This window comes from Williamsia phyllosphaerae (assembly GCF_014635305.1).
In the GTDB taxonomy this organism is placed as follows: Bacteria; Actinomycetota; Actinomycetes; order Mycobacteriales; family Mycobacteriaceae; genus Williamsia_A; species Williamsia_A phyllosphaerae.
This window is the reverse complement of sequence record NZ_BMCS01000002.1, coordinates 325,902-346,387: the sequence shown is the minus strand read 5'-3', so window position 1 is coordinate 346,387 and position 20,486 is coordinate 325,902. Positions and strand designations below refer to the sequence as shown.

The 20,486-nt window shown below is 68.3% G+C and carries 19 protein-coding genes and 1 tRNA gene; 9 read left to right on the top strand and 11 right to left on the bottom strand.

The genetic code is table 11. From position 1 onward, the window contains the following. Nucleotides 1-83: 83 nt before the first annotated feature. The 3 genes from IEV93_RS15540 to IEV93_RS15530 are packed head-to-tail and all read right to left on the bottom strand — an operon-like array spanning nucleotide 84 to nucleotide 2,405. The gene (locus IEV93_RS15540) at nucleotides 84-1,142 is read right to left on the bottom strand and encodes a beta-ketoacyl-ACP synthase 3 (protein ID WP_188490886.1); all 1,059 of its coding nucleotides are present in this window, start codon (nucleotides 1,140-1,142) and stop codon (nucleotides 84-86) included. Between the two features lie 18 nt (nucleotides 1,143-1,160). Beyond that, nucleotides 1,161-1,727: an aminoacyl-tRNA hydrolase gene (gene pth / locus IEV93_RS15535; RefSeq protein WP_188490885.1), complete on the bottom strand. Its 567-nt coding sequence runs from the start codon at nucleotides 1,725-1,727 to the stop codon at nucleotides 1,161-1,163. After that, on the bottom strand, nucleotides 1,728-2,405 hold the full coding sequence (locus tag IEV93_RS15530) for a 50S ribosomal protein L25/general stress protein Ctc (RefSeq protein WP_188490884.1): 678 nt from the start codon (nucleotides 2,403-2,405) through the stop codon (nucleotides 1,728-1,730). Between the two features lie 242 nt (nucleotides 2,406-2,647). Here IEV93_RS15530 and IEV93_RS15525 point away from each other — a divergent pair, with 242 nt between their 5' ends. Both IEV93_RS15525 and IEV93_RS15520 read left to right on the top strand, forming a co-directional pair. After that, nucleotides 2,648-3,142 carry a limonene-1,2-epoxide hydrolase family protein gene (locus tag IEV93_RS15525; RefSeq protein WP_188490883.1) on the top strand — a complete coding sequence of 165 codons (495 nt, stop codon included), beginning with the start codon at nucleotides 2,648-2,650 and terminating at the stop codon, nucleotides 3,140-3,142. Between the two features lie 26 nt (nucleotides 3,143-3,168). Beyond that, nucleotides 3,169-3,615: a limonene-1,2-epoxide hydrolase family protein gene (locus IEV93_RS15520; RefSeq protein ID WP_188490882.1), complete on the top strand. Its 447-nt coding sequence runs from the start codon at nucleotides 3,169-3,171 to the stop codon at nucleotides 3,613-3,615. Between the two features lie 3 nt (nucleotides 3,616-3,618). On the opposite strand, the gene arsC is transcribed toward IEV93_RS15520, so the two are convergent. From arsC to glmU, 3 genes are read right to left on the bottom strand one after another with little or no spacing between them, the layout of a single operon-like run. Beyond that, complete coding sequence (gene arsC / locus IEV93_RS15515) at nucleotides 3,619-3,960, bottom strand: arsenate reductase (glutaredoxin) (protein WP_188490881.1); 342 nt, start codon at nucleotides 3,958-3,960, stop codon at nucleotides 3,619-3,621. Nucleotides 3,961-3,968: 8 nt separating this feature from the next. Beyond that, on the bottom strand, nucleotides 3,969-4,946 hold the full coding sequence (locus tag IEV93_RS15510; RefSeq protein ID WP_188490880.1) for a ribose-phosphate diphosphokinase: 978 nt from the start codon (nucleotides 4,944-4,946) through the stop codon (nucleotides 3,969-3,971). Then, the gene (gene glmU, locus IEV93_RS15505; protein WP_188490879.1) at nucleotides 4,943-6,475 is read right to left on the bottom strand and encodes a bifunctional UDP-N-acetylglucosamine diphosphorylase/glucosamine-1-phosphate N-acetyltransferase GlmU; all 1,533 of its coding nucleotides are present in this window, start codon (nucleotides 6,473-6,475) and stop codon (nucleotides 4,943-4,945) included. The genes IEV93_RS15510 and glmU overlap by 4 nt, the downstream gene beginning before the upstream one ends. A 95-nt stretch (nucleotides 6,476-6,570) precedes the next feature. Here glmU and IEV93_RS15500 point away from each other — a divergent pair, with 95 nt between their 5' ends. From IEV93_RS15500 to IEV93_RS15485, 4 genes are all read left to right on the top strand, one after another. Next, nucleotides 6,571-7,326: an SDR family oxidoreductase gene (locus IEV93_RS15500; protein ID WP_188490878.1), complete on the top strand. Its 756-nt coding sequence runs from the start codon at nucleotides 6,571-6,573 to the stop codon at nucleotides 7,324-7,326. Between the two features lie 104 nt (nucleotides 7,327-7,430). Continuing rightward, on the top strand, nucleotides 7,431-11,948 hold the full coding sequence (locus IEV93_RS15495; RefSeq protein ID WP_188490877.1) for an EAL domain-containing protein: 4,518 nt from the start codon (nucleotides 7,431-7,433) through the stop codon (nucleotides 11,946-11,948). Nucleotides 11,949-11,985: 37 nt separating this feature from the next. Further along, a tRNA-Gln gene (locus tag IEV93_RS15490) sits at nucleotides 11,986-12,057 on the top strand. 18 nt (nucleotides 12,058-12,075) lie between these two features. Continuing rightward, the gene (locus IEV93_RS15485; protein ID WP_188490876.1) at nucleotides 12,076-12,312 is read left to right on the top strand and encodes a hypothetical protein; all 237 of its coding nucleotides are present in this window, start codon (nucleotides 12,076-12,078) and stop codon (nucleotides 12,310-12,312) included. A 15-nt stretch (nucleotides 12,313-12,327) separates the two neighbouring features. Here the strand turns inward: IEV93_RS15485 and IEV93_RS15480 are convergent, their stop codons facing one another. Beyond that, the gene (locus IEV93_RS15480; RefSeq protein ID WP_188490875.1) at nucleotides 12,328-12,750 is read right to left on the bottom strand and encodes a nuclear transport factor 2 family protein; all 423 of its coding nucleotides are present in this window, start codon (nucleotides 12,748-12,750) and stop codon (nucleotides 12,328-12,330) included. A 123-nt stretch (nucleotides 12,751-12,873) separates the two neighbouring features. Here IEV93_RS15480 and IEV93_RS15475 point away from each other — a divergent pair, with 123 nt between their 5' ends. Continuing rightward, nucleotides 12,874-13,530, top strand: coding sequence for a TetR/AcrR family transcriptional regulator (locus IEV93_RS15475; RefSeq protein WP_188490874.1), 657 nt, complete (start codon nucleotides 12,874-12,876; stop codon nucleotides 13,528-13,530). Between the two features lie 11 nt (nucleotides 13,531-13,541). Here the strand turns inward: IEV93_RS15475 and IEV93_RS15470 are convergent, their stop codons facing one another. From IEV93_RS15470 to IEV93_RS15460, 3 genes are read right to left on the bottom strand one after another with little or no spacing between them, the layout of a single operon-like run. After that, nucleotides 13,542-14,042 carry a GNAT family N-acetyltransferase gene (locus IEV93_RS15470; RefSeq protein ID WP_229705222.1) on the bottom strand — a complete coding sequence of 167 codons (501 nt, stop codon included), beginning with the start codon at nucleotides 14,040-14,042 and terminating at the stop codon, nucleotides 13,542-13,544. A gap of 2 nt (nucleotides 14,043-14,044) precedes the next feature. Further along, nucleotides 14,045-14,923: an SDR family NAD(P)-dependent oxidoreductase gene (locus IEV93_RS15465; RefSeq protein ID WP_188490873.1), complete on the bottom strand. Its 879-nt coding sequence runs from the start codon at nucleotides 14,921-14,923 to the stop codon at nucleotides 14,045-14,047. 39 nt (nucleotides 14,924-14,962) lie between these two features. Then, nucleotides 14,963-15,610, bottom strand: a complete 648-nt coding sequence (locus tag IEV93_RS15460; RefSeq protein WP_188490872.1) for a pyridoxamine 5'-phosphate oxidase family protein — start codon at nucleotides 15,608-15,610, stop codon at nucleotides 14,963-14,965. A gap of 6 nt (nucleotides 15,611-15,616) precedes the next feature. Here IEV93_RS15460 and mfd point away from each other — a divergent pair, with 6 nt between their 5' ends. Both mfd and IEV93_RS15450 read left to right on the top strand, forming a co-directional pair. After that, nucleotides 15,617-19,369, top strand: a complete 3,753-nt coding sequence (gene mfd / locus IEV93_RS15455) for a transcription-repair coupling factor (RefSeq protein ID WP_371873846.1) — start codon at nucleotides 15,617-15,619, stop codon at nucleotides 19,367-19,369. Next, a complete protein-coding gene (locus tag IEV93_RS15450) occupies nucleotides 19,366-20,046 on the top strand; it encodes a nucleoside triphosphate pyrophosphohydrolase (RefSeq protein ID WP_371873844.1) in 681 nt (226 codons plus the stop codon). Before mfd ends, IEV93_RS15450 begins: the two co-directional genes overlap by 4 nt. Here IEV93_RS15450 and IEV93_RS15445 read toward each other — a convergent pair whose 3' ends face one another. Further along, nucleotides 20,047-20,469, bottom strand: coding sequence for a hypothetical protein (locus IEV93_RS15445; protein WP_229705220.1), 423 nt, complete (start codon nucleotides 20,467-20,469; stop codon nucleotides 20,047-20,049). Nucleotides 20,470-20,486 lie beyond the last annotated feature (17 nt).

Genomic DNA, 20,486 nt, shown 5'->3' with positions numbered 1-20,486 from the left:
AACGATTTGTGCAGGTGTACAAGGACAGTCCTAGCAGACTGTGACCGACAACAGGTGGAGCTCAGCTCGTGAGCTCCGATTCGCTAGAAACTGGTGATCTTCGGGGCCGGGGGCAGCGTGACGACCTGGCCGGCGTAGCTCAGGCCCGCGCCGAAACCGAGAAGCAGCGCGGTCTGGCCGCCCTTGGCCTTGCCGGTGGCCAGCATCTCCTCCATCGCCAGCGGGATCGAGGCCGCCGACGTGTTGCCGGTGTTCTCGATGTCGTTGGCCATCGGCAGATCGTCGGGCAGACCGAGGTTCTTGCGCATCAACTCGTTGATGCGCGCATTGGCCTGGTGCGGGACGAACACCTCGATGTCCTCGGCGCTCACCCCGGACAGCTCCAGCGTCGACGACAGCGCCTTCGGCAGCGTGATCGCCGCCCAGCGGAAGACCCGCGATCCCTGCATGGTGACCACCATGCGCTCGACGGGATCGGTCTGCGGATCGCGCGACTGGAACTCCTCGGCGCGGTCCATGTACTCGATGATGTCGTAGCTCTGGCCGATGGCCTCGGCGTTCTCGCCGTCGCTGCCCCACACGGTGGGGGAGATGCCGTTGACCTCGCTCGGTCCGACGACCACCGCACCGGCGCCGTCACCGAAGATGAAGGCGGTGTTGCGGTCGGTGGGGTCGAGCACGACCGACAGTGTCTCCACGCCGATGACGACCACGTACTCGGCCGAGCCGGCGCGGACCATGTCGGTCGCGATGCCCAGGCCGTAGCCGAATCCGCCGCAGCCCGAGGCGATGTCGAACGCGGGGATGCCGTTGATGCCCAGCTCGAAGGCGATCTGGGGTGCACCGTGCGGGATCTTCGTCTTCCAGCTCAGCGTGGCCAGGAGGATCGCGCCGATCTTCTCCCTGGGCACACCGGAGTTCTCGATCGCGCGCTCGGCCGCGGTGATGGCCATGGACTTCGCCGTCTCGTCACCACTGATGTAGCGACGGTTGCGGATTCCGCTGCGCTCGTAGATCCACTCGTCGGAGGAGTCGAGCGTCTCGCACACCTCGGCGTTGCTCACGACCCGGGTCGGGCGGTACGCGCCGATCCCCAGCATCGCGACATTCGGATTACCTTCGTTGACCTTGATGGCGACCATGCATCCCCCTCGTTCGTCTCACCACGCGTGTACGCGGTTCTGGGCTTCTTCCAGCGTTGTCGTGAGCAGCAGATCGACGGCGTCGATGCCGTTCTCCACCAACAGGTCCACCTCGGAGCGCTGGGCTGAGGCAAACGGTTTGAGCACGAAATCGGCCGGGTCCTGGCGTCCGGGCGGACGTCCGATACCCAGACGCACCCGAAGGTAGTCGCGTGAACCGAGCGCCGCCGAGATCGACCGCAATCCGTTGTGGCCGCCCTCGCCGCCACCGCGCTTGAGACGCACGTGACCGAAATCGATGTCGAGTTCGTCGTGCACGACGATGACGTCGTCGGGCGCGATGGAGAAGAAGGAGGCCAGCGGTCCGATCTGGCGACCGGCCTCGTTCATGAACACCCGTGGTCGGGCGATGAGCACAGACGTCCCGGCCACCGACACCGTCGCGATGTCGGCGCCGGACCGCTTGTGCACCTTGTACCGCTCCGAGGCCCGCTCGACCAGCGCATCGGCGACGGTCATGCCGATGTTGTGTCGAGTGGCCGCGTAGCGCGGCCCGGGATTCCCGGGACCGACGACCAGACGCACCTACTCGTCGGTCGAGTCGTCCTTGGACTCGGAGTCCGCGTCGCCGTCGCCCTCGCCCTCGGCGTCCTCGTCGTCCGCGGGCTCGTCGGGCAGCAGATCCTGGTCGAGCTCGGCTTCGAGGTCTTCCTGGGTCGGCGCCTGGTTGACGGCGACGATCAGGGTCTCCGGATCGGTGATGAGGGTGACGCCATCGGGCAGCTCGAGATCCGAGGCGCTGACGGTCACGCCGACCTGGGCATCCTCGACCGAGACGACGATCTGCTCGGGGATCGACATGACGTCGGCCTCGATCTCGACGGTGTTGGCGTCCTGGGTGACCAGGGTGCCGGGGGCGGGATCGCCCTCGACGATGATCGTGACCTCGACGGTGACCTTCTCGCCGCGCTTGATGACGAGGAGATCGACGTGCTCGATGTAGTTGCGCACCGGGTGGACGTCGACCTGCTTGGTCAGCGCGAGCTGGCTGCTGCCCTCGATGTCGAGATCGATGACGGCGTTGGTGCCGTTGTTACGCAGGATCGCGGCCAGTTCGAGCGCCGGGAGGCTGAGGTGCTGGGGGTCGGTGCCGTGGCCGTAGAGGACGGCGGGGACGTTGCCGGCACGGCGCGCGCGTCGGGCGGCACCCTTGCCGCGCTCGGTGCGCGTGGTGACGGTGAGCGGATTTGCCGTGGTGGCCATGAGGTACTCCTGAACGTGTGGTGGTCGGGTCGGTCGGGGCGAGAGGACAACGGGCCGCGACCTCCACACGGGACCTGGGCCCACACGGAGAACTCCGCCACGCCGATAACGGGGACCACTGTGGATCCGCCCTCGCCGGGACAACGTCGCACAGCGTAGCCGACGATTCTCAGGCCTGTCACATCGACTGTTCGCCCAGGCGTCACGTCGAGTTGGTGGTCGTGTCGCGGACCGGGCGGAGCATGGCAGGCGTGTATCCCCTGCGCAGCGACCCCGACCGCACCCGGCGTGGCGGCTCGGGCGTCGACTGTCTGCTGTGGTCGCCCGAGGACGTGACCATCCGGTTCCTCGAATCCCTCGCGCTCGCCGATCCCGACGTCGCCGAGCAGATGCTCGCGCCGCAGGTCGAGTACCGCGTCGGCCATTCCGGCACCCGTCGCGGCCGTGCGGCCGTGATGCGCCATCTGCACCGCATCGCCGGCTCGTCGTGGGGTTTCGACGTCGTCATCCATCGGGTCACCCGCGACGGGAGCACGGTCCGCACCGAACGCACCGACGCCTTCATCCGGGGTCGACTGCGGATCCAGGTCGCAGTGCGGGGGACCGCGGAGGTCCACGACGGCAAGATCGTCCGCTGGCAGGACGAGATGGGGAGGATCGCGCTGATGCGGGCCATCTCCCGTGGACTCCTCGGTGCGGTGGTCCCGTCGATGCGGGCGCACATGCCCCCGCCGTGAACCTGCGTTCATGCGACGATCAGACGATGAGCACCCCCACAGCGATCCCGACCGCGGCCGACGTGGCCGTCGACTTCCTCACCGCCATGGCCCGTGGTGACGCGGACGCGGCGATCGCGCTCGTGCACCCCGACATCGTCTACACCAACGTCGGGTTGCCGACGCTCCGGCACACCGGCACCGTGAAGGTGCTGCGCGGTCTCGACGGACCGGTCGGGTTCGGCGTGCGGTTCCTCAACGTCTCCGCCGACGGCAACACCGTCCTGACCGAACGCATCGACGAGATCAGCCTCGGTCGGTTCCACTGGCAGTTCTGGGTGTGCGGTCGATTCGAGATCCGCGACGGCCTGGTCGTCGGATGGCGCGACTACTTCGACAACCTCCACATGGCGAGGAAGTTCGTGCGCGCGCTGATCGCTGTCGTGGTGCCGTCGAGCCAGCGTCCGCTGCCCGCCCCGCGCCCGATCGGGTAGGAGCTAGAGGATCTCGTCGATCGACTCGACCGGCCGCGCCAGGCGCGTCCCCTTGTCGGTGACCACGAACGGTCGTTCGATGAGCCGCGGGTGTTCGGCCATCGCGTCGAGCAGAGCGTCATCCGAGGCGTCGGCGAGACCGAGTTCGGCGAACAACGGCTCGCGCCTGCGCACCGCGGTGCGGACCTCGATGCCGGCGTCGGCGATGAGGCGAACCAGTTCGGCTCGGGTCGGCGGGGTGTCGAGGTACCGGACGATGTCCGGTTCGACACCCGCCTCCTGCAGCCGGGCGAGTGCCTTCCGCGACGTCGAGCACTTCGGGTTGTGGAAGATGGTCGCGGACACGATGGGACTCAGGCGTTGCCGTCGAACAGGCTTGTGACCGAGCCGTTCTCGAAGACCTGCTGGATCGTCTGGGCCAGGAGCGGGGCGATCGAGAGGACCGTGAGGTTCTCGAACCGCTTCTCCGGCGCGATCGGCAGGGTGTCGGTGGCGATGACCTCGCGTGCGCCACAGGTCGCCAGACGCTCGGCGGCCGGATCGGAGAACACCCCGTGGGTGGTGGCGATGATGACGTCACCGGCGCCTGCGTCCTTGAGCACGCGCACGGCACCCGCGATCGTGCCACCGGTGTCGATCATGTCGTCGATCAGGACACAGATCTGACCCTCGACGTCACCGACCACGCGGTTGGACTTGACCTGGTTGGGCACCAACGGATCTCGCGTCTTGTGGATGAACGCCAGCGGCGCGCCGTTGAACGAGTCGGCCCACTTCTCGGCCACCCGCACACGGCCGGAGTCCGGTGACACGACGGTCACGTTCTCGGTGCCGTACTTGTCCTTGACGTACTCGGCGAGCTGCCCCTGGGCGTGCATGTGATCGACCGGACCGTCGAAGAAGCCCTGGATCTGATCGGTGTGCAGGTCGACGGTGATGATGCGGTCGGCGCCCGCGGTCTTGAGGAGGTCGGCCACGAGACGGGCCGAGATCGGCTCACGGCCGCGGTGCTTCTTGTCCTGGCGTGCGTAGGGGTAGAACGGCAGGATCGCGGTGATGCGCTTGGCCGATCCGCGCTTGAGCGCGTCGATCATGATGAGCTGTTCCATCAGCCAGGTGTTCAGGGGAGCCGGATGGCTCTGCAGCACAAAGGCATCCGATCCACGGACCGAGTCCTCGAACCGGACGAAGATCTCCCCGTTGGCGAAGTCGCGGGCGGTCTGTGGGGTGACCGGGACCCCGAGTTCCTTGGAGACCGCCTCGGCCAGTTCGGGATGTGCCCGACCGGAGAGCAGCATCAGGTTCTTCTGGTTGTCCGTGGTCCAGTTCACTGCTCGTCCGTCTCTGTCGGTGTGCCGGGCGCCACGTCGTCGCCCGCGCCGTTGGTGCCTGCTGCCTGAGCACGCGCTGCCGCGTGTGCCGATGGGGTGTCGGGGCGCTTCTCGGCGACCCACCCCTCGATGTTGCGCTGGGCCCCACCCGACACCGCGAGGGCACCCGGGGGAACATCCTGCCTGAGCACCGTACCGGCCCCGGTGTACGCGCCGTCACCCACGGTCACCGGAGCGACGAACATGTTGTCCGAGCCGGTGCGGCAGTAGGAGCCGACGGTGGTGCGGTTCTTCGACACCCCGTCGTAGTTGACGAACACGCTCGAGGCGCCGATGTTCGACTGCTCGCCGATGGTCGCGTCGCCGACGTAGGTCAGGTGCGGCACCTTCGACCCCGCGCCCACGGTGGCGTTCTTCGTCTCGACGAAGGTGCCGATCTTCGATCCCTCGCCCAGATCGGTGCCCGGGCGCAGATAGGCGAACGGGCCGACCTGCGCGCCCGGACCGATGCGTGACTCGCTGCCGTGCGTACGGACGACGGTTGCTCCCTCGCCGACCTCGACGTCGGTGAGCGTGGTGTCGGGGCCGACGACGGCGTGTGCGGCGATCGCGGTCGTCCCGTGCAGTTGGGTGCCCGGCAGCAGCGTGACGTCCGCGGCGACGCGGACCTCGACGTCGACCCAGGTGGTCGCCGGATCGACCACCGTCACGCCGTCGAGCATGAGGCGGGCGACCACGCGCCGGTTCAGCTCGGCTCCCAGGGTGCTCAGTTGCAACCGGTCGTTGCAGCCGGCGACCAGCAGGGCGTCGTCGATTCGGTTGGCGTGCACCGTCTTGTCCATGCCGCGGGCGATCGCGACGACGTCGGTCAGGTAGATCTCACCCTGAGCGTTGTCGTCGTCGAGGTCGGCCAGCGCGGCCGCAAGTGTGGACGAGTCGAATGCGTAGACGCCGGAGTTCACCTCGGTGATCAGTCGCTGCTGCGGTGTCGCGTCGCGTTCCTCGACGATCTCGGTGACCTCGCCGTCCTGGGTGCGCAGCACACGTCCGTAACCGGTCGGGTCCTGTGCGGTCGAGGTCATCAGCGTGACCTGCGACCCGGTCGAGACATGGTGTTCGCGCAGGGTCCGCAGCGCCTCACCGGAGAGCAACGGGACGTCGGCGGCGGTCACGACGACCACCCCCGTGAAGTCGGCGGGCAGAGCCGAGAGTCCGGCGCGCACCGCGCCCCCGGTGCCGTTCTGCGTCTCCTGGACCGCGGTCGGGACAGGTCGGCCGAGCACGGTCGCCACCTCCTCGCAGGCGGCGGTGACGCGTTCGCGTGCGTGGCCGACGACCGCGACGAGATGGTCGGGGTCGAGTCCGGCGGCGGCGTGCAGGGAGTGCGCGAGCAGGGTGCGTCCGCCGATCGAGTGCAGAACCTTCGGGACGGTGGATTTCATTCGCGTACCCGCACCTGCGGCGAGCACGAGGACAGCCGTGGGAACCGCCTGACCGGGCGACCCCAGATCGGTTGTCAGCGCAGACATACAACTCCTGTTTCCACTGGTAGGGATGTGGATCGGGCCCGATCCTACGCACTGGTAGAACTTGAGAGGCCCGGCAGTCGACGAAAGGTGGATCAGTGAGCGAGCGTAAAACCGCAATTGTTACCGGTGCAGGACGAGGGATCGGTGCAGCCGTGGCGGCGCGTCTGGCCTCCGACGGCCTCGCCGTCGCCGTGCTCGACCTGACCGAGGAGTCCAGTGCGGACACGGTCGCCGCGATCACCGATGCGGGCGGAACCGCCCTCGCGGTCGGCGCCGACGTCGCCGACGAGGAGTCGGTGACCGCGGCCATCGCCAAGGTCACCTCCGAACTCGGTGCTCCCACGGTTCTGGTCAACAACGCCGGGATCCTGCGCGACAACCTGTTGTTCAAGATGTCGGTCGGAGACTGGGACGCGGTCATGGGTGTCCACCTGCGCGGCGCGTTCCTGATGGCACGCGGCGTCCAGGAGCACATGGTCGCGGCCAAGTGGGGACGCATCGTGAACCTGTCGAGCACCTCGGCCCTGGGCAACCGGGGACAGTCGAACTACTCCGCCGCCAAGGCGGGCATGCAGGGCTTCACCAAGACCCTCGCCATCGAACTCGGCAAGTTCGGCGTCACCGCCAACGCGATCGCCCCGGGATTCATCCAGACCGACATGACCAAGGCGACCGCCGAGCGCGTCGGTATGGACTGGGAGGAGTTCGTCAAGGCCAACGCCGAGGCGATCCCCGTCAAGCGCGGCGGTGTCCCGGAGGACATCGCCCACGCTGCGTCGTTCTTCGCCAGCGAAGGCGCCGGGTTCGTCTCCGGTCAGGTGCTCTACGTCGCGGGCGGCCCTCGGGACTGAGTCCTCCTCCGGCGCGACCGGCCCCGATTGCCGCGTGCATCTCCTCCGATGGAGTTAGGCTTCCTTCCGACCCAGGCCATGGGTTTGCGGGGGAGAGGTGGCCCATGACGTCTGCGCGCGACTCGGGGTCGGCGCGTCTCCGTGTCATCGCGGTCGGCAGTTCGGCCGGCGGTATCGAGGCACTGTCCCAGCTGTTGGCCACCGCATCCGTCGGGCGCGACGAGTGCTTCGTGGTGGCCCAACACCTGTCGCCCACCGACACGAGTGTCCTTCCCGAACTACTCGCCCGCGTCACATCCCTGCAGGTGAGCGCCGCTGTGGACGGAATGCCCCTGGCGTCGGGCGTCGTCTACGTCACCCCGCCGGGAGTGGACGTTCTCGTCGACGCCGGCGTCCTACGCGTCGCCGAAGCCGATGACCTGGGCCGACCGCAACCGAGCATCGACCGGCTCTTCACCTCGGTGGGGGTGAGCTGCGGGGTCGATTCGGTCGCCATCCTTCTCTCCGGCACGGGTGACGACGGGGCGGCGGGGGTCGAGTCGGTGCACAGTGCGGGCGGGGTGGTGGCGGCACAGGACCCGGCGACTGCGACGTTCGCCGGGATGCCCGGCGCGGCGGTCGCGACGGGCACACCCGACCTCGTGCTGCCGCCCGGAGAGATCCTGGCCGCGCTGGCGCGGATCGTGGACTCGGCCTCGACGCGGCCGTCGGACACGTCGAAGTCCGCCCTGGCCCTTGATGATTCGACGCTCGAGCAGGTCATTGCCGTCCTCCGCGATGTCACCGGGGTCGACTTCTCCGGGTACAAGCGATCCACCCTGCTGCGACAGATCGAGCGGCGCCAGCGCCTGATCAACCTGTCCACGGACGAGTATCTCGAGCGCGTCGCCGTCGACGCCATCGAGGCGAACGCACTGGGCCGCAACGTCCTCGTCAGCGTGACCGCGTTCTTCCGCGACGCCGACGTGTGGGTGGCGGTGGGCGAACAGATGCGCGCGATGGCAGCCGATCTCGCCGTCAGCGATGACCTGCGCATCTGGGTGCCGGGCTGCGCGAGCGGTGAGGAGGCCTTCACCATCGCGATGCTCGCCGCCGAGGCCGTGCACCCGCGCTCGACCGACCACCCGCTGCGGATCAAGGTGTTCGCCACCGACCTCGATGAACGGGCCCTGGCGATCGCGCGTCGCGGACGCTACTCCGACGCCGCGGTGTCCACCGTGCCCGAGCATCTCCGTACCCGATGGATGCAGCGAGTCGACGGCGAGTGGGAGGTCACGCCCGCTCTGCGCGAGGCGCTGGTGATCGCCCGTCACAACGTCGCCTACGACCCGCCGTTCCCGCGTATCTCGGTGATCTCGTTGCGCAACACGATGATCTACTTCCAGAACCACCTGCAGGAGCGGGTGCTCGACCTTTGTCAATTCGCCCTGGCACCCGGCGGGCTGCTGGTGTTGGGCCTGTCCGAGCGAATCCCCAGGGTGGACAACCTTTTCAGCGTGGTCGACCCCGCCCATCGTCTCTACCGGCGCGGACACAGCGCGCGGATCCAGCACCTGCCCAGCGGGCGCTACGTCCCGCCGGTGTTCGTGCACCCGCCACCGACCCTGACCCCCGGACGGGAGCCGACGAGCGTCCTGTTCCGACGACTGCTCGCCACGGTCGCGCCCCCGTCTCTCGTGCTCGACGACAGCGACACGGTGATCGAGGTGGTCGGCGACGTCTCACCGTGGTGTGCGGTCTCGATCGGTCAGCACACCGGGCATGTCGCCGACCTGATCCGGGACCGTTACCAGGTCACCGTTCGAACCATGCTCAGCCAGTTGCGCCACAGCACACCGGAATCGGTGACCCGGGTGATAGCCGAGGCCGGGGCCGGGAGGGTCGAGATCACCGCCGCCCGGTTGCGGGGCAAGGGAAGTGGCTCGGTCCTGTCCTTCCGACCGCTGCCCGAGGCGTCGTCGGCGGACATCGACGTGGAGGTGGTGACGCGCCACCCGCCCGTGGACGACGACACGGTTCTGAGTCAGGAACTCCACGCCACCCAGGACGCGCTCCAGTCCACGATCGAGGATCTCAGTTCGTCCAACGAGGAGCTCCAAGCGCTCAACGAGGAGCTCCAGGCGTCGTCGGAGGAGTTGCAGGCGACGTCGGAGGAGGCCCAGGCGTCGAACGAGGAGTTGGAGGCCACCAACGAGGAACTCACCACTCTCAACACCGAACTCCAATTGCGTGGCAACGAACTGATCCGCGTCAACGTCGATCTGCAGAACATCCAGTCGTCGATCACCAGCGGGCTGGTGATCGTGGACCGGGAGATGCGCGTCACCCGTTTCACGCCGCTGTCGGTACGGCTGTTCTCGTTGATCAACGAGGACCTCGGGCGCCCGCTGCCCGCCGTCCCCACCACCATTCCCGTACCGGACCTGCGTGCCGATCTCGAGGCGACCATCCGATCGCGCGCGGTGAACATGCGCGAGCTCACCAGCGACGATCGCGATCTGCTCGTGCAGACCCAGCCCTACGTGGACGCCGAGGACGAGGTCCGCGGGGCGATCGTCGTGGTCACCGACGTGGGCGACGTCGCCGCCGAGCGCCGGGGGAGGGAGGCCGCACTGGCGAACCTCAACCAGGTCGCCGAGTCGGTCCGCGAGTTCGTCTGGCAGAGAACGCTCACGGGCGAGCTGACGATGGCGACGTCGCGGGTCGAGGAGCTCTACGGGCTCGATCACGCCGCGGTGCTCGAGGACCCGGATCTGCTGTTGGCCGCCGTCCACCCCGACGACCGTTACCGGGTGCAGACCGCGATGGCCTCGGCCGACCGACGGTGGCAGATCGAGTACCGGATCGTCCGTCCCGACGGGTCGGTGCGGTGGATCGCCGAGTCGGCCCAGTTCGTGCCCGGCAACGGAGCCGAACCCGGTCACGTGGTCGGGAGTTCGCTCGACATCACCGATCGGCGCGACCTGCGTGAGCTCGCCGATCGGCGCTCCGCGGTTCTCGACGCGGTGTTGCGCACCGAGGACACCGGGGTGCTGGTTCTCGACGCCGACGATCGGGTGCTCTCCGCCAACGCGGGCATCTCCGCGTTGACCGGGTACACGTCGTCGTTTTTGATCGGCACGCCGATGACCGTGCTCGTCGAACCCGATCCGGCCGGTCACGCGGAACACGATGACCGGGACACGAACGTACCGCGCCGCATCGTCACCGCCGACGGTGTGTCGCGACCGGTCACCGTCGAGGTGCAGACGGTCAGCGTCACCGGCGACGATTCCGCCGACGCCCCCCGCAGGATCGCCCTGGTCCGCGACATCTCGCGGATGCGGGAGATCACCACCGAGCTGGCCAATCGGCAGCAGTACGACCTGCAGACCGGTTTGTTGACGCGGGCCTACCTGCGGTCCAAGACCGAGGAGCTGATGGCGTCGGGGGTCACCTCCGTCGCTCTGCTGTGGATCGATCTGGACGGCTTCAAGGAGGTCAACGACCGATTCGGGCATCGTGCAGGCGATCTCGTGCTGGCCACCATCGCCACCCGGTTGCATCAGGCGGCCCGGCGCCACGACATCGTCGGGCGGCTGGGAGGCGATGAGTTCGCGGTGCTGGTGACCCGCAGCCAGGATCTGCACGGTCTGGACTCGCTGGCGTTGCGGGTGCTCGCGGCCATCCGGGAGCCGATCCCGCTGCAGGACTCCCTGGCCTACGTCTCGGCGTCGGTCGGCATCGCGGTGCATCCCCAGGACGCGGCGACCGCCGACGGGTTGCTGCACAACGCCGACACCGCGATGTACGTCGCCAAGGACCGTGGACGTGACCGGCACGCGTACTTCGCGCAGGAGATGAACGCGGCCGCCGACGAACGGGCCGCCATGCGGCAACGACTTGGAGCAGCGTTGAGCCGCAACGACTTCGAGATGCATTATCAACCGGTGGTCGACCTGGTCGACGGGCGGACGGTGATGGTCGAGGCGTTGGTGCGATGGCGTCGCGACGGGGAGGTCGTGTCCGCGGCGGACTTCATCGAGTACGCGGCCGAGACGGGCCAGATGCGCGCTCTGGGACGCATCGTCCTGCAGTTGGTCGACGCCGACATCACCGCGATGCACGCGGCGCTGGGTGATCGCCAACCGTCGGTGGCGGTCAACCTCTCGGTCACCGAGCTCGACGAGCGCGACATCACCGACTGGTTGCTGGCGTGGGAACCCGCGGGCGGACTCGGCAAGATCGTTGCCGAGGTCACCGAGTCGGTGCTGCTGGGGCCGGACAGCCGTGCCCTGGACACCCTCGGACTGCTCCGCCGACTCGGCGCCACCATCAGCATCGACGACTTCGGCACCGGGTACTCCAACCTCGAACTCCTCGACCGGCTCGAACCCGGGATCATCAAGGTCGACCGATCGCTGTTACGGCGCGCGCAGGAGGACCAGCGCGGGGTCAACATCCTCGACGCCGCGGTCCAGCTCGCGCATGCCCTCGACGCCAAGGTCGTGCTCGAGGGGGTCGAGGACGAGGAGATGCTCGCGATCGCCGGCGAGAAGCACGCCGACCTGGCCCAGGGCTATCACATCGCACGACCCATGCCGCTGGCCGAAATCATCGACTGGATTGCCCAGCGTCCCTAGTCACATGGCACAATCGCCTACGTCGATGCGACGACTTTCCGCCATGGTGTAATCGGCAACACTCCTGATTTTGGTTCAGGTATTCCAGGTTCGAGTCCTGGTGGCGGAGCAACGGTATCCTGTTCACGTGGTCACAGATCCGGTCTCCGACCCGAACCTCATGCAGGCGCGCATGTTCACCGAGCAGCTCGAGCTCGTCGCGACGCAACTCGAACTCCAGGTCACCGCACTCGAGAAGTCCGCGAGCATGCGCGGTGCGAAGAACGGTGCACGTCTGATGGTCCTGGCCCGGGCGCGGCGTCTGGAGCTGTACGAGGCACGCGCGCACATCGACTCGCTGCGGTCGGCGTTCCCCAGGGCCTGATCGCGGCGCGGCCCGTCACATCGAGTGCATGAACGATTTCTGCTCGACCCGGCCGCTCATCCGCCAGACGTCGTGGGTCCGCACGAACGTGTCGTGGTACCAGACTCCGACGATCATCATCGCCTGTGGCGCGGTGTCGGCGAACACCATCGGGTTGACACAGGTGCTGGTGGCGGCCGCGGTGTCCCCGTCGACGACGATCGAGTGGTTGCCCACGAGGTGGAGGTAGTCCGAGAAGATCGCCAGGTTCTCCCGCAGCCACGGAACGACCTCCGACGGCGTCCCGACGGTGCCCCCGACGGCCGAGTAGTCGATCACCGCGTCGGGGGTGAAGATGTCGAGCAGCCGCTCGAAGTCCCGTGTGTCCACCGCGGTCGAGTAATCCGTGATGAGCTGTTGTATCTCCATGCGGTCGGAGATCTCCTGCAGACCGAGCATGTCGAACAACCTAGTGCGCACACCCCCGCCACCACAGTGGATGCGAAAATATTCCAGGCGGGGATGAATCAGACGGGGATTTGCGGACCCGACATCGATGCGACAACACGACGGAGTGAGCTGATGGCAGTCGAACGGCCGATCGACGGCGAACGTGAGGTCCGCGCCGCGCCACGAACCCGGATGACCGGTCCGCAGCGCCGGCTCCAGCTCATCGAGGTGGCGCGCGGCCTGTTCGCCGAACGTGGTTTCGAGGGCACGTCGATCGAGGAGATCGCCCAGCGTGCGTCGGTGTCGAAACCGGTGGTCTACGAGCACTTCGGGGGCAAAGAGGGCCTGTTCGCGGTGGTCGTCGATCGGGAGATGGAGACGCTGCTGGAGATGATCACGTCATCGCTGACGAAGAACCGGTCGCGGTCCCGACTCGAACAGGTGGCGCTCGCGCTGCTGACCTACATGGAGGAACGCACCGACGGGTTCCGGATCCTGGTGCACGGGTCGACCAGCCCGGCCGGCGACGCGAAGTACTCCAGCCTGCTCAACGACGCGATCAGCCAGGTCGAGCACATCCTCGCCGGCGACTTCGACCGCCGGGGGTTCGATCCGACGTTGGCCCCGCTCTACGCCCAGGCCCTCGTCGGGATGGTGTCGGTGACGGCGCAGTGGTGGCTCGACGTCCGCGAGCCGTCGAAGGAGGTCGTGGCCGCGCACCTGGTGAACCTGTGCTGGAACGGCCTGACGAACCTGGAGATCGACCCGCAACTCGGCGGCCGGGAGTGACTGCGGCGCGCTCAGGCCTGCGGCACGTCGTACTGCATGAACAGGCAGTCGACCCAGCGGTCGTGTTTGAACCCGACCCGACGCAGTGTGCCCGCGTCGACGAAGCCGGCCCGTTCGTGCAGCTTGATCGAGGCGTCTGACTCGATGACGGCGATCACCGCGACGACACGTCGCACCGACGTCGGATCGAGGTCGGTCAACAGCGCGCGCAACAGTGTCGACCCCAGCCCGCGACCGGTGGCGTCGGGCCGCAGGTAGATGGTGTCCTCGGTGGTCCAGTCGAAGGCCCGTTTCGTGCGGAACTCCGCGAGGTAGGCGAAGCCGAGGACGACAGTGCCCTCGACCGCGACGACGAACGGGCGCCTGCGATCGATGATGTTGCTGCGCTTGCAATCCCACTCCTGTGCGGAGGGGGCCTCGTAATCGAAGGTGATGACCGTGTGCTCGACGTAATGCGCATAGATCTCGGCGATCTGTGCGCAGTCGTCGGTGGTCGCGGTCCGCAGGGTCACGGTCACAGGTTCAGCTCCGATCCGGTCAGTTCGGCTGCGGTGTCCCAGAAGCGTTGAGCGAGAGCGGTGTCCGATGCGGTCGCCGACCGCCCGACGAGCGTGGGTGAGCCCCGCAGGCCGCCGAATCCGGCGGGGCCCACGAAACTCCCGGACGGGAAGGGCATGGTCGCGGCGTAGAGGGTGCAGGCCGCGCCTTCGGTCACCGAGTTGGCGACGGTGTTGCCCAGCCACCTGATGAACGGTGTGAGGGCGGGCACCCCTGGCAGCGCGGTGATCTCGGTCGCTGCCCACCCCGGATGGGTCAGCGCGGTGGAGACATCGGATCGGGCCGCGCGCAGTCGGCGGTCCAGGGCCAACATCCACAGGGCCTGCGCGAGTTTGGACGCGCTGTAGGCGGCGGCACCGGTGAAACGACGGCGGGTGAAGTCGAGATCGTCGAGGTCGATCCGACCGGCGTGATGGACCGTCGAGTTGACCGCGACGATCCGATCCCGGATTCGCGGCGCGAGGAGGTTGGTGAGCAGGAACGGTCCCAGCACGTTGGTCGCCAGCGTGGTCTCGTGCCCGTCGGCGGTGACGGTCCGCCGCGTCGGGAGCACGCCGGCGTTGTGGACGAGCACGTCGATGTCGCCGACCGACTCGGCGAACGCGTGGATCGAGTCGCGGTCGGTGAGGTCGAGGACGGCGGGTGTGGCGCCGTGGCCGATGGACCGTGCGACCCGCGCCGCCGCATCGGCACCCCGGCCGGCGACGACCACCGTCGCGCCGGCGTCGGCGGCGCCGCGGGCGGTCGCCTCACCGAGTCCGCGCGTGGCCCCGGTGACGACGATCCGCACGCCGTCCAGGCGGGGCATCTGCGCCGCGGTCCAGTCCGAACTCATGGCGCACACGATACGAGACCATCCGGTGGTGACCTGCGCTCAGTACAGCTTGGCCCGGTAGTTCTCGTCCCGGTAATGCTCCTGGTACTCCTCGAGCGAGGGGCCGGGCATCACCGCGTGGGCGATCTGGGCCGTCGACGGCAGCGCGCCGGGCTCCCACGTCTCGGGCTTCCACAGCGCCGAGCGCATGAACGCCTTCGCGCAGTGGAAGAACGTCTCGCGGACGCTGACCTCGAGCGCGAGGATCGGTCGGTTGCCGGCGACGATCATGTCGTCGAAGTACGGCGCATCGGACACGATGCGCGCGACCCCGTTGACCCGCAGGGTGTCGCCGCGGCCCGGCACCACGAACAGGGCGCCGACGTGGGGGTTGTCCAGAATGTTGGAGTACCCGTCTACGCGTTTGTTACCCGGGCGTTCGGGGATGGCGATGGTGGTGTCGTCGAGGACGTGGACGAATCCGGGCGGGTCACCCTTGGGGGAGACGTCGACGTTGCCCACCGCGTCGGTGGTGGCCAGAACGACGAACGGGCAGTGCGCGATCCACTCACGGTGCATCTCCGACAGACGCTCGGCGACCTTGTCGGCAACCCGCTGGTTCGGGTGGCCGACGATCGCTCGCAACTCGGCGAGCGAATCGACGGTGTGCGTCCCGGCATCGGCGACGGTCTCGGCGGCGTGATCCATGCCTCGATGATGACCCCTGCACGGTGTCCGGGGAAAGACCCGCCGAATAGAGTCACAGGTGTGGCATCACCCCCGGTAACGAGTCCCGGTACAACCGTGCCCGGATTGGCCGGCCTCGCCGAGGTCGCCTTTTCGGACTCGGCGATCGAACAGATCCGCCGACTGCACGGCCGGGACCTGCTGGACATCACCGCCCCGGACGCGGCGCGCCCGTTCGTCATCGTCGCCGCCACGGGATCGGCCGATGATCAGGCCACCGATGCGCCGCTGCTCGTGGTGTCGGCCAACGGACGCGAGGCCGACGACCTGACCGCCGAACTCCGCGAGATGATCGGCGACGCCGTCGCCCAGTTCCCGTCGTGGGAGACGCTGCCGCACGAGCGACTCTCGCCCAGTGCCGACACGGTCGGCTCCCGACTCCAGGTCCTCTACCGCCTCGGACACCCCACCGACTCCGACTACGGCCCGCCGCTGCGGGTCGTGGTCACCACGGTCCGCTCACTCGTGCAGCCGATGGCTCCGGGGCTGGGGTCCACCGAACCGATCTCCCTGCGCGAGGGCGCGGAGTTCGACTTCGACCACCTGCTGGCCCGATTGGTCGAGCTCGCCTACGTCCGCGTCGACATGGTGGGCAAGCGCGGCGAGTTCGCGGTCCGTGGCGGCATCCTCGACGTGTTCCCGACCACCGCGGATCATCCGGTCCGCGTGGAGTTCTGGGGCGACGAGATCACCGAGCAGCGGGCGTTCTCGGTGGCCGACCAACGCAGTCAGCCCGAGGTCGACGCGTCCGTGGTCCACATCCATCCCTGCCGCGAACTGATCCTCACCGACGAGGTGCGCGCTCGCGCGAACGACCTGATCGACACGAGTGGACCGGAGTCCGACCGGTCGCTCACCGAGATGCTGACCAAGCTCTCCGAGGGCATCCCGGTGGAGGGCATGGAGGCCCTCATCCCGGTGCTGGTGCCCGGGCAGATGCAACTGCTGACCGAGGTCATGCCCGCGGGCACGCACGTCCTGGTCCTGGACCCGGAGAAGGTTCGCACGCGCGCGGCCGATCTCGCGAAGACCGGTGCGGAGTTCCTCGAGGCGTCGTGGACGGCGGCCTCGGTCGGTGGGGACGCGCCCCTCGACGGCACCGCGCCGGGTGCGCCCCTGGGCGGGGTGGACCTGCAGGCCAGCAGCTACCGACCCCTCGTCGAGGTGCAGGAGACGACGACGGCCGCGGGACGCCCCTGGTGGACCATGTCACCGTTGGAGTCCGCGCCCGACCTCGACAATGACACCGCGGTGCGGCTCGACCTCACCGCCGGGCCCGCGCCGCGTGGTTCCGAGGACGAGGTCGCGACCACCTTCGCCTCACTGCGCGCCCACGTCACGACCGGTGGACGTGCCGCCATCGTGGTGCAGGGCAAGGGAACCGCGCAGCGGTACCTCGAGCGTCTCGGTGAGGCCGAGGTGCCCGCGGAGATGGTGGAGCCGGGTTCGACGCCGGCCGCGGGGATCGTGTCGGTGATCTGCGGGTCGCTGCGACGTGGTCTGGTGTGTCCCGACGCGCGGCTGGTCGTCGTCTCCGAGGCCGACCTGACCGGTACGCGGGTGGCGAACGTCCGTGACGGCAAGCGGATGCCGGCCAAGCGTCGCAACCAGGTGGATCCGCTGGCCCTGACCGCCGGTGACCTCGTGGTCCACGACCAGCACGGCATCGGCAAGTTCGTCGAGATGATCGAGCGCACGATCGGCGGTGCGCGTCGCGAATACCTGGTGATCGAGTACGCCCCCGGCAAGCGTGGACAGCCCGGTGACCGCCTGTTCGTGCCGATGGACTCGTTGGATCAGCTGTCGCGCTACGTCGGTGGCGAGGCGCCGTCGCTGTCGAAGCTGGGCGGGTCGGACTGGCAGAACACCAAACGCAAGGCGCGCAAGGCGGTTCGCGAGATCGCCGGTGAGCTGGTGGCCCTGTACGCGGCCCGCCACGCCGCGCCCGGTCACGCCTTCGCCCCCGACACCCCGTGGCAGACCGAGATGGAGGACGCGTTCGGATTCACCGAGACCGTCGACCAGATGACGGTCATCGCCGAGGTGAAAGAAGACATGGAGAAGGCGGTGCCGATGGACCGCGTCATCGTCGGCGACGTGGGATACGGCAAGACCGAGATCGCGGTCCGCGCCGCCTTCAAGGCCGTCCAGGACGGCAAGCAGGTCGCGGTCCTGGTACCGACGACGATTCTCGCGCAACAACATCTGCAGACCTTCACCGAGCGGATGTCCGGTTTCCCGGTGACCATCGCCGGGCTGTCGCGGTTCACCGACGCCAAGGACTCCCGCGAGATCATCGACAAGATGGCGCAGGGTGAGGTCGACATCGTGGTGGGCACACACCGGCTGCTGCAGACCGCGGTGCGCTGGAAGGACCTGGGTCTCGTCGTGGTCGACGAGGAACAGCGCTTCGGTGTGGAGCACAAGGAACACATCAAGTCGCTCCGCACACACGTCGACGTGCTGACCATGTCGGCGACGCCGATCCCCCGCACCCTGGAGATGTCGATGGCGGGCATCCGGGAGATGTCGACCATCCTGACCCCGCCCGAGGAGCGTCACCCGGTCCTCACCTACGTCGGTGCCTACCAGTCGAAACAGGTCGCCGCGGCGATCCGCCGCGAGATCCTGCGTGACGGCCAGGTCTTCTTCGTGCACAACCGGGTCAGCTCGATCGACAAGGCCGCCAAGCAGATCCAGGACATGGTGCCCGAGGCGCGGGTGGTCGTGGCACACGGGCAGATGGGCGAGGACCAGCTCGAGCGGACCGTCGCCGGTTTCTGGAACCGGGAGTTCGACGTGCTGGTCTGCACCACCATCATCGAGACCGGTCTGGACATCTCCAACGCCAACACGCTGATCGTCGACCGGGCCGAGGCGCTGGGTCTGTCGCAGCTGCACCAGCTGCGTGGCCGTGTCGGCCGCAGCCGCGAGCGGGGGTACGCCTACCTGCTCTACAGCCCGGAGAAGCCGCTCACCGAGACCGCCTACGACCGTCTCTCGACGATCGCGCAGAACAACGAACTCGGCGCGGGCATGGCCGTCGCGCTGAAGGACCTCGAACTGCGTGGCGCCGGAAATGTGTTGGGCGCCGAGCAGTCCGGACACGTCGCCGGCGTGGGTTTCGACCTCTACGTGCGGCTGGTCGGCGAGGCGGTGGAGGCCTACCGTGCCGCCGCCGACGGCAAGACGATCGTGTCCGAGGAGACCCGCGAGGTCCGGATCGATCTCCCGGTCGACGCCCACATCCCGGCCGACTACGTCGATTCCGACCGGCTGCGACTCGAGGCCTACCGCAAACTGGCCGCCGCGCTCGACGACGGCGACATCAACGGCATCGTCGACGAACTGCTCGACCGATACGGACCGCTGCCCGCCGAGGTGTCGCGGTTGGTGTCGGTGGCCAAGCTGCGGCTGTTGGCCCGTGAGCTCGGGGTCACCGAGGTCGGTGTGGCCGGAACACAACTCAAGATCGCCCCGGTCACGCTCCTCGACAGCCAGCAGATCCGGGTGCGGCGACTGTTCCCCGGCTCGAACTACCGCGAGACGACGTCGGTGCTCACGATGCCGATCCCGCGTACCGCGGGGGTCGGCAGCACCCGGGTCCGCGACGTCGACCTGATCCAGGTGGTGGCCGATCTCCTGTTGGTGATCAACGGATCCGATCCAGGATCGCGCGACATGCGCGGACCGACGGTCGACGACCGTCCGGCGCCGTGACCGGCACCTCGCCGCGCCCGGGTGAGGCTTTGCTCGACGCGGTGGCACTGATGGACCGGCTGCGACGGGACGGACCGTGGGAGGCCGCGCAGACCCACGAGTCGCTGCGGCGCTACCTGCTCGAGGAGACCTACGAGCTGCTCGACGCGATCACCGGCGGCGACCGCGACGATCTCATCGAGGAACTCGCCGACATCCTGTTGCAGGTGCTGTTCCACGCGCGCATCGCGGCCGATCACCCCGAGCAGCCGTTCGACATCGACGACGTCGCCCGGGCGTTCACCGCGAAGATCTCCTCGCGTACCGCCGGGGTGCTGGCGGGGGAGACGGATCTCGAGACCCAGCTCAAGCAGTGGGAGGAGAGCAAGGCCGCGGAGAAGGCACGGGAGTCGGTGCTCGACGGGGTCGCGGTGTCGCAGCCGGCGCTCGCGCTGACCCAGAAGGTGATCGAGCGGCTCGACGCCGCGTCGTTCCCGCGTGACCTCATCCCCGAGGCCCTGCTGACCATCCACCTGGCCGCCGACCTGTCCGTCGACGCCGAGATCAGTGTCGAGGACCGTCAACGTAATCGTCTGGGCGAGTTCATGGTCCGGGTCCGGCGCGCCGAGGCCGGCATGCGTGCGACGGGGGAGCCGCGCTCGACGCAGGCCTGGCGCGATCACTTCCCGAGGGACTGATCACTCGTCGGTGGTCGGCGGATCGAACAGCAGGATGTCGTCGGCGGGCAACCGCAGCGGGACCTCGGTGAACCGTTCGAAGTAGTGCGGATACGCCGCGCGCACCCACACCTGGGTGTCGTCGAGCTGGGTCATCGCGATACGCCGCCACAGCCAATCATCCTGCGGGCGAGTGAAGTCGGTGTCGCGGGTGATCGGTATGGGGGCGCGCGCCCAGCAGGGCGCCGTCAACGACGCGAGCCCGCGCTCGAGCAGCACGTCGTAGGCGTCGGCGATGTCGATGCCCGCGGCCACGACCTGCCCGACCGGGTTCACCGCGTCGACGGTGTCGTCGTCCGGCTGATCAGAAACAGTCCAGCCGACGATCTCACGGTCGGACGGTCGGCGAACCGGGAGGCGGCCCCGCCAGCGATCGATGTCCACAGCTCCACCGTACCGAG

Coding starts and splice junctions, on each gene's coding strand:
- IEV93_RS15530 (WP_188490884.1), bottom strand. CDS start 2,405: ATGGCCACCACGGCAAATCCGCTCACCGTCACCACGCGCACCGAGCGC.
- glmU (WP_188490879.1), bottom strand. CDS start 6,475: ATGTCTGCGCTGACAACCGATCTGGGGTCGCCCGGTCAGGCGGTTCCC.
- IEV93_RS15540 (WP_188490886.1), bottom strand. CDS start 1,142: ATGGTCGCCATCAAGGTCAACGAAGGTAATCCGAATGTCGCGATGCTG.
- mfd (WP_371873846.1), top strand. CDS start 15,617: ATGATGACCCCTGCACGGTGTCCGGGGAAAGACCCGCCGAATAGAGTC.
- IEV93_RS15495 (WP_188490877.1), top strand. CDS start 7,431: ATGACGTCTGCGCGCGACTCGGGGTCGGCGCGTCTCCGTGTCATCGCG.
- IEV93_RS15520 (WP_188490882.1), top strand. CDS start 3,169: ATGAGCACCCCCACAGCGATCCCGACCGCGGCCGACGTGGCCGTCGAC.
- IEV93_RS15480 (WP_188490875.1), bottom strand. CDS start 12,750: ATGCTCGGTCTGCAGGAGATCTCCGACCGCATGGAGATACAACAGCTC.
- IEV93_RS15525 (WP_188490883.1), top strand. CDS start 2,648: ATGGCAGGCGTGTATCCCCTGCGCAGCGACCCCGACCGCACCCGGCGT.
- IEV93_RS15475 (WP_188490874.1), top strand. CDS start 12,874: ATGGCAGTCGAACGGCCGATCGACGGCGAACGTGAGGTCCGCGCCGCG.
- IEV93_RS15465 (WP_188490873.1), bottom strand. CDS start 14,923: ATGAGTTCGGACTGGACCGCGGCGCAGATGCCCCGCCTGGACGGCGTG.
- IEV93_RS15460 (WP_188490872.1), bottom strand. CDS start 15,610: ATGGATCACGCCGCCGAGACCGTCGCCGATGCCGGGACGCACACCGTC.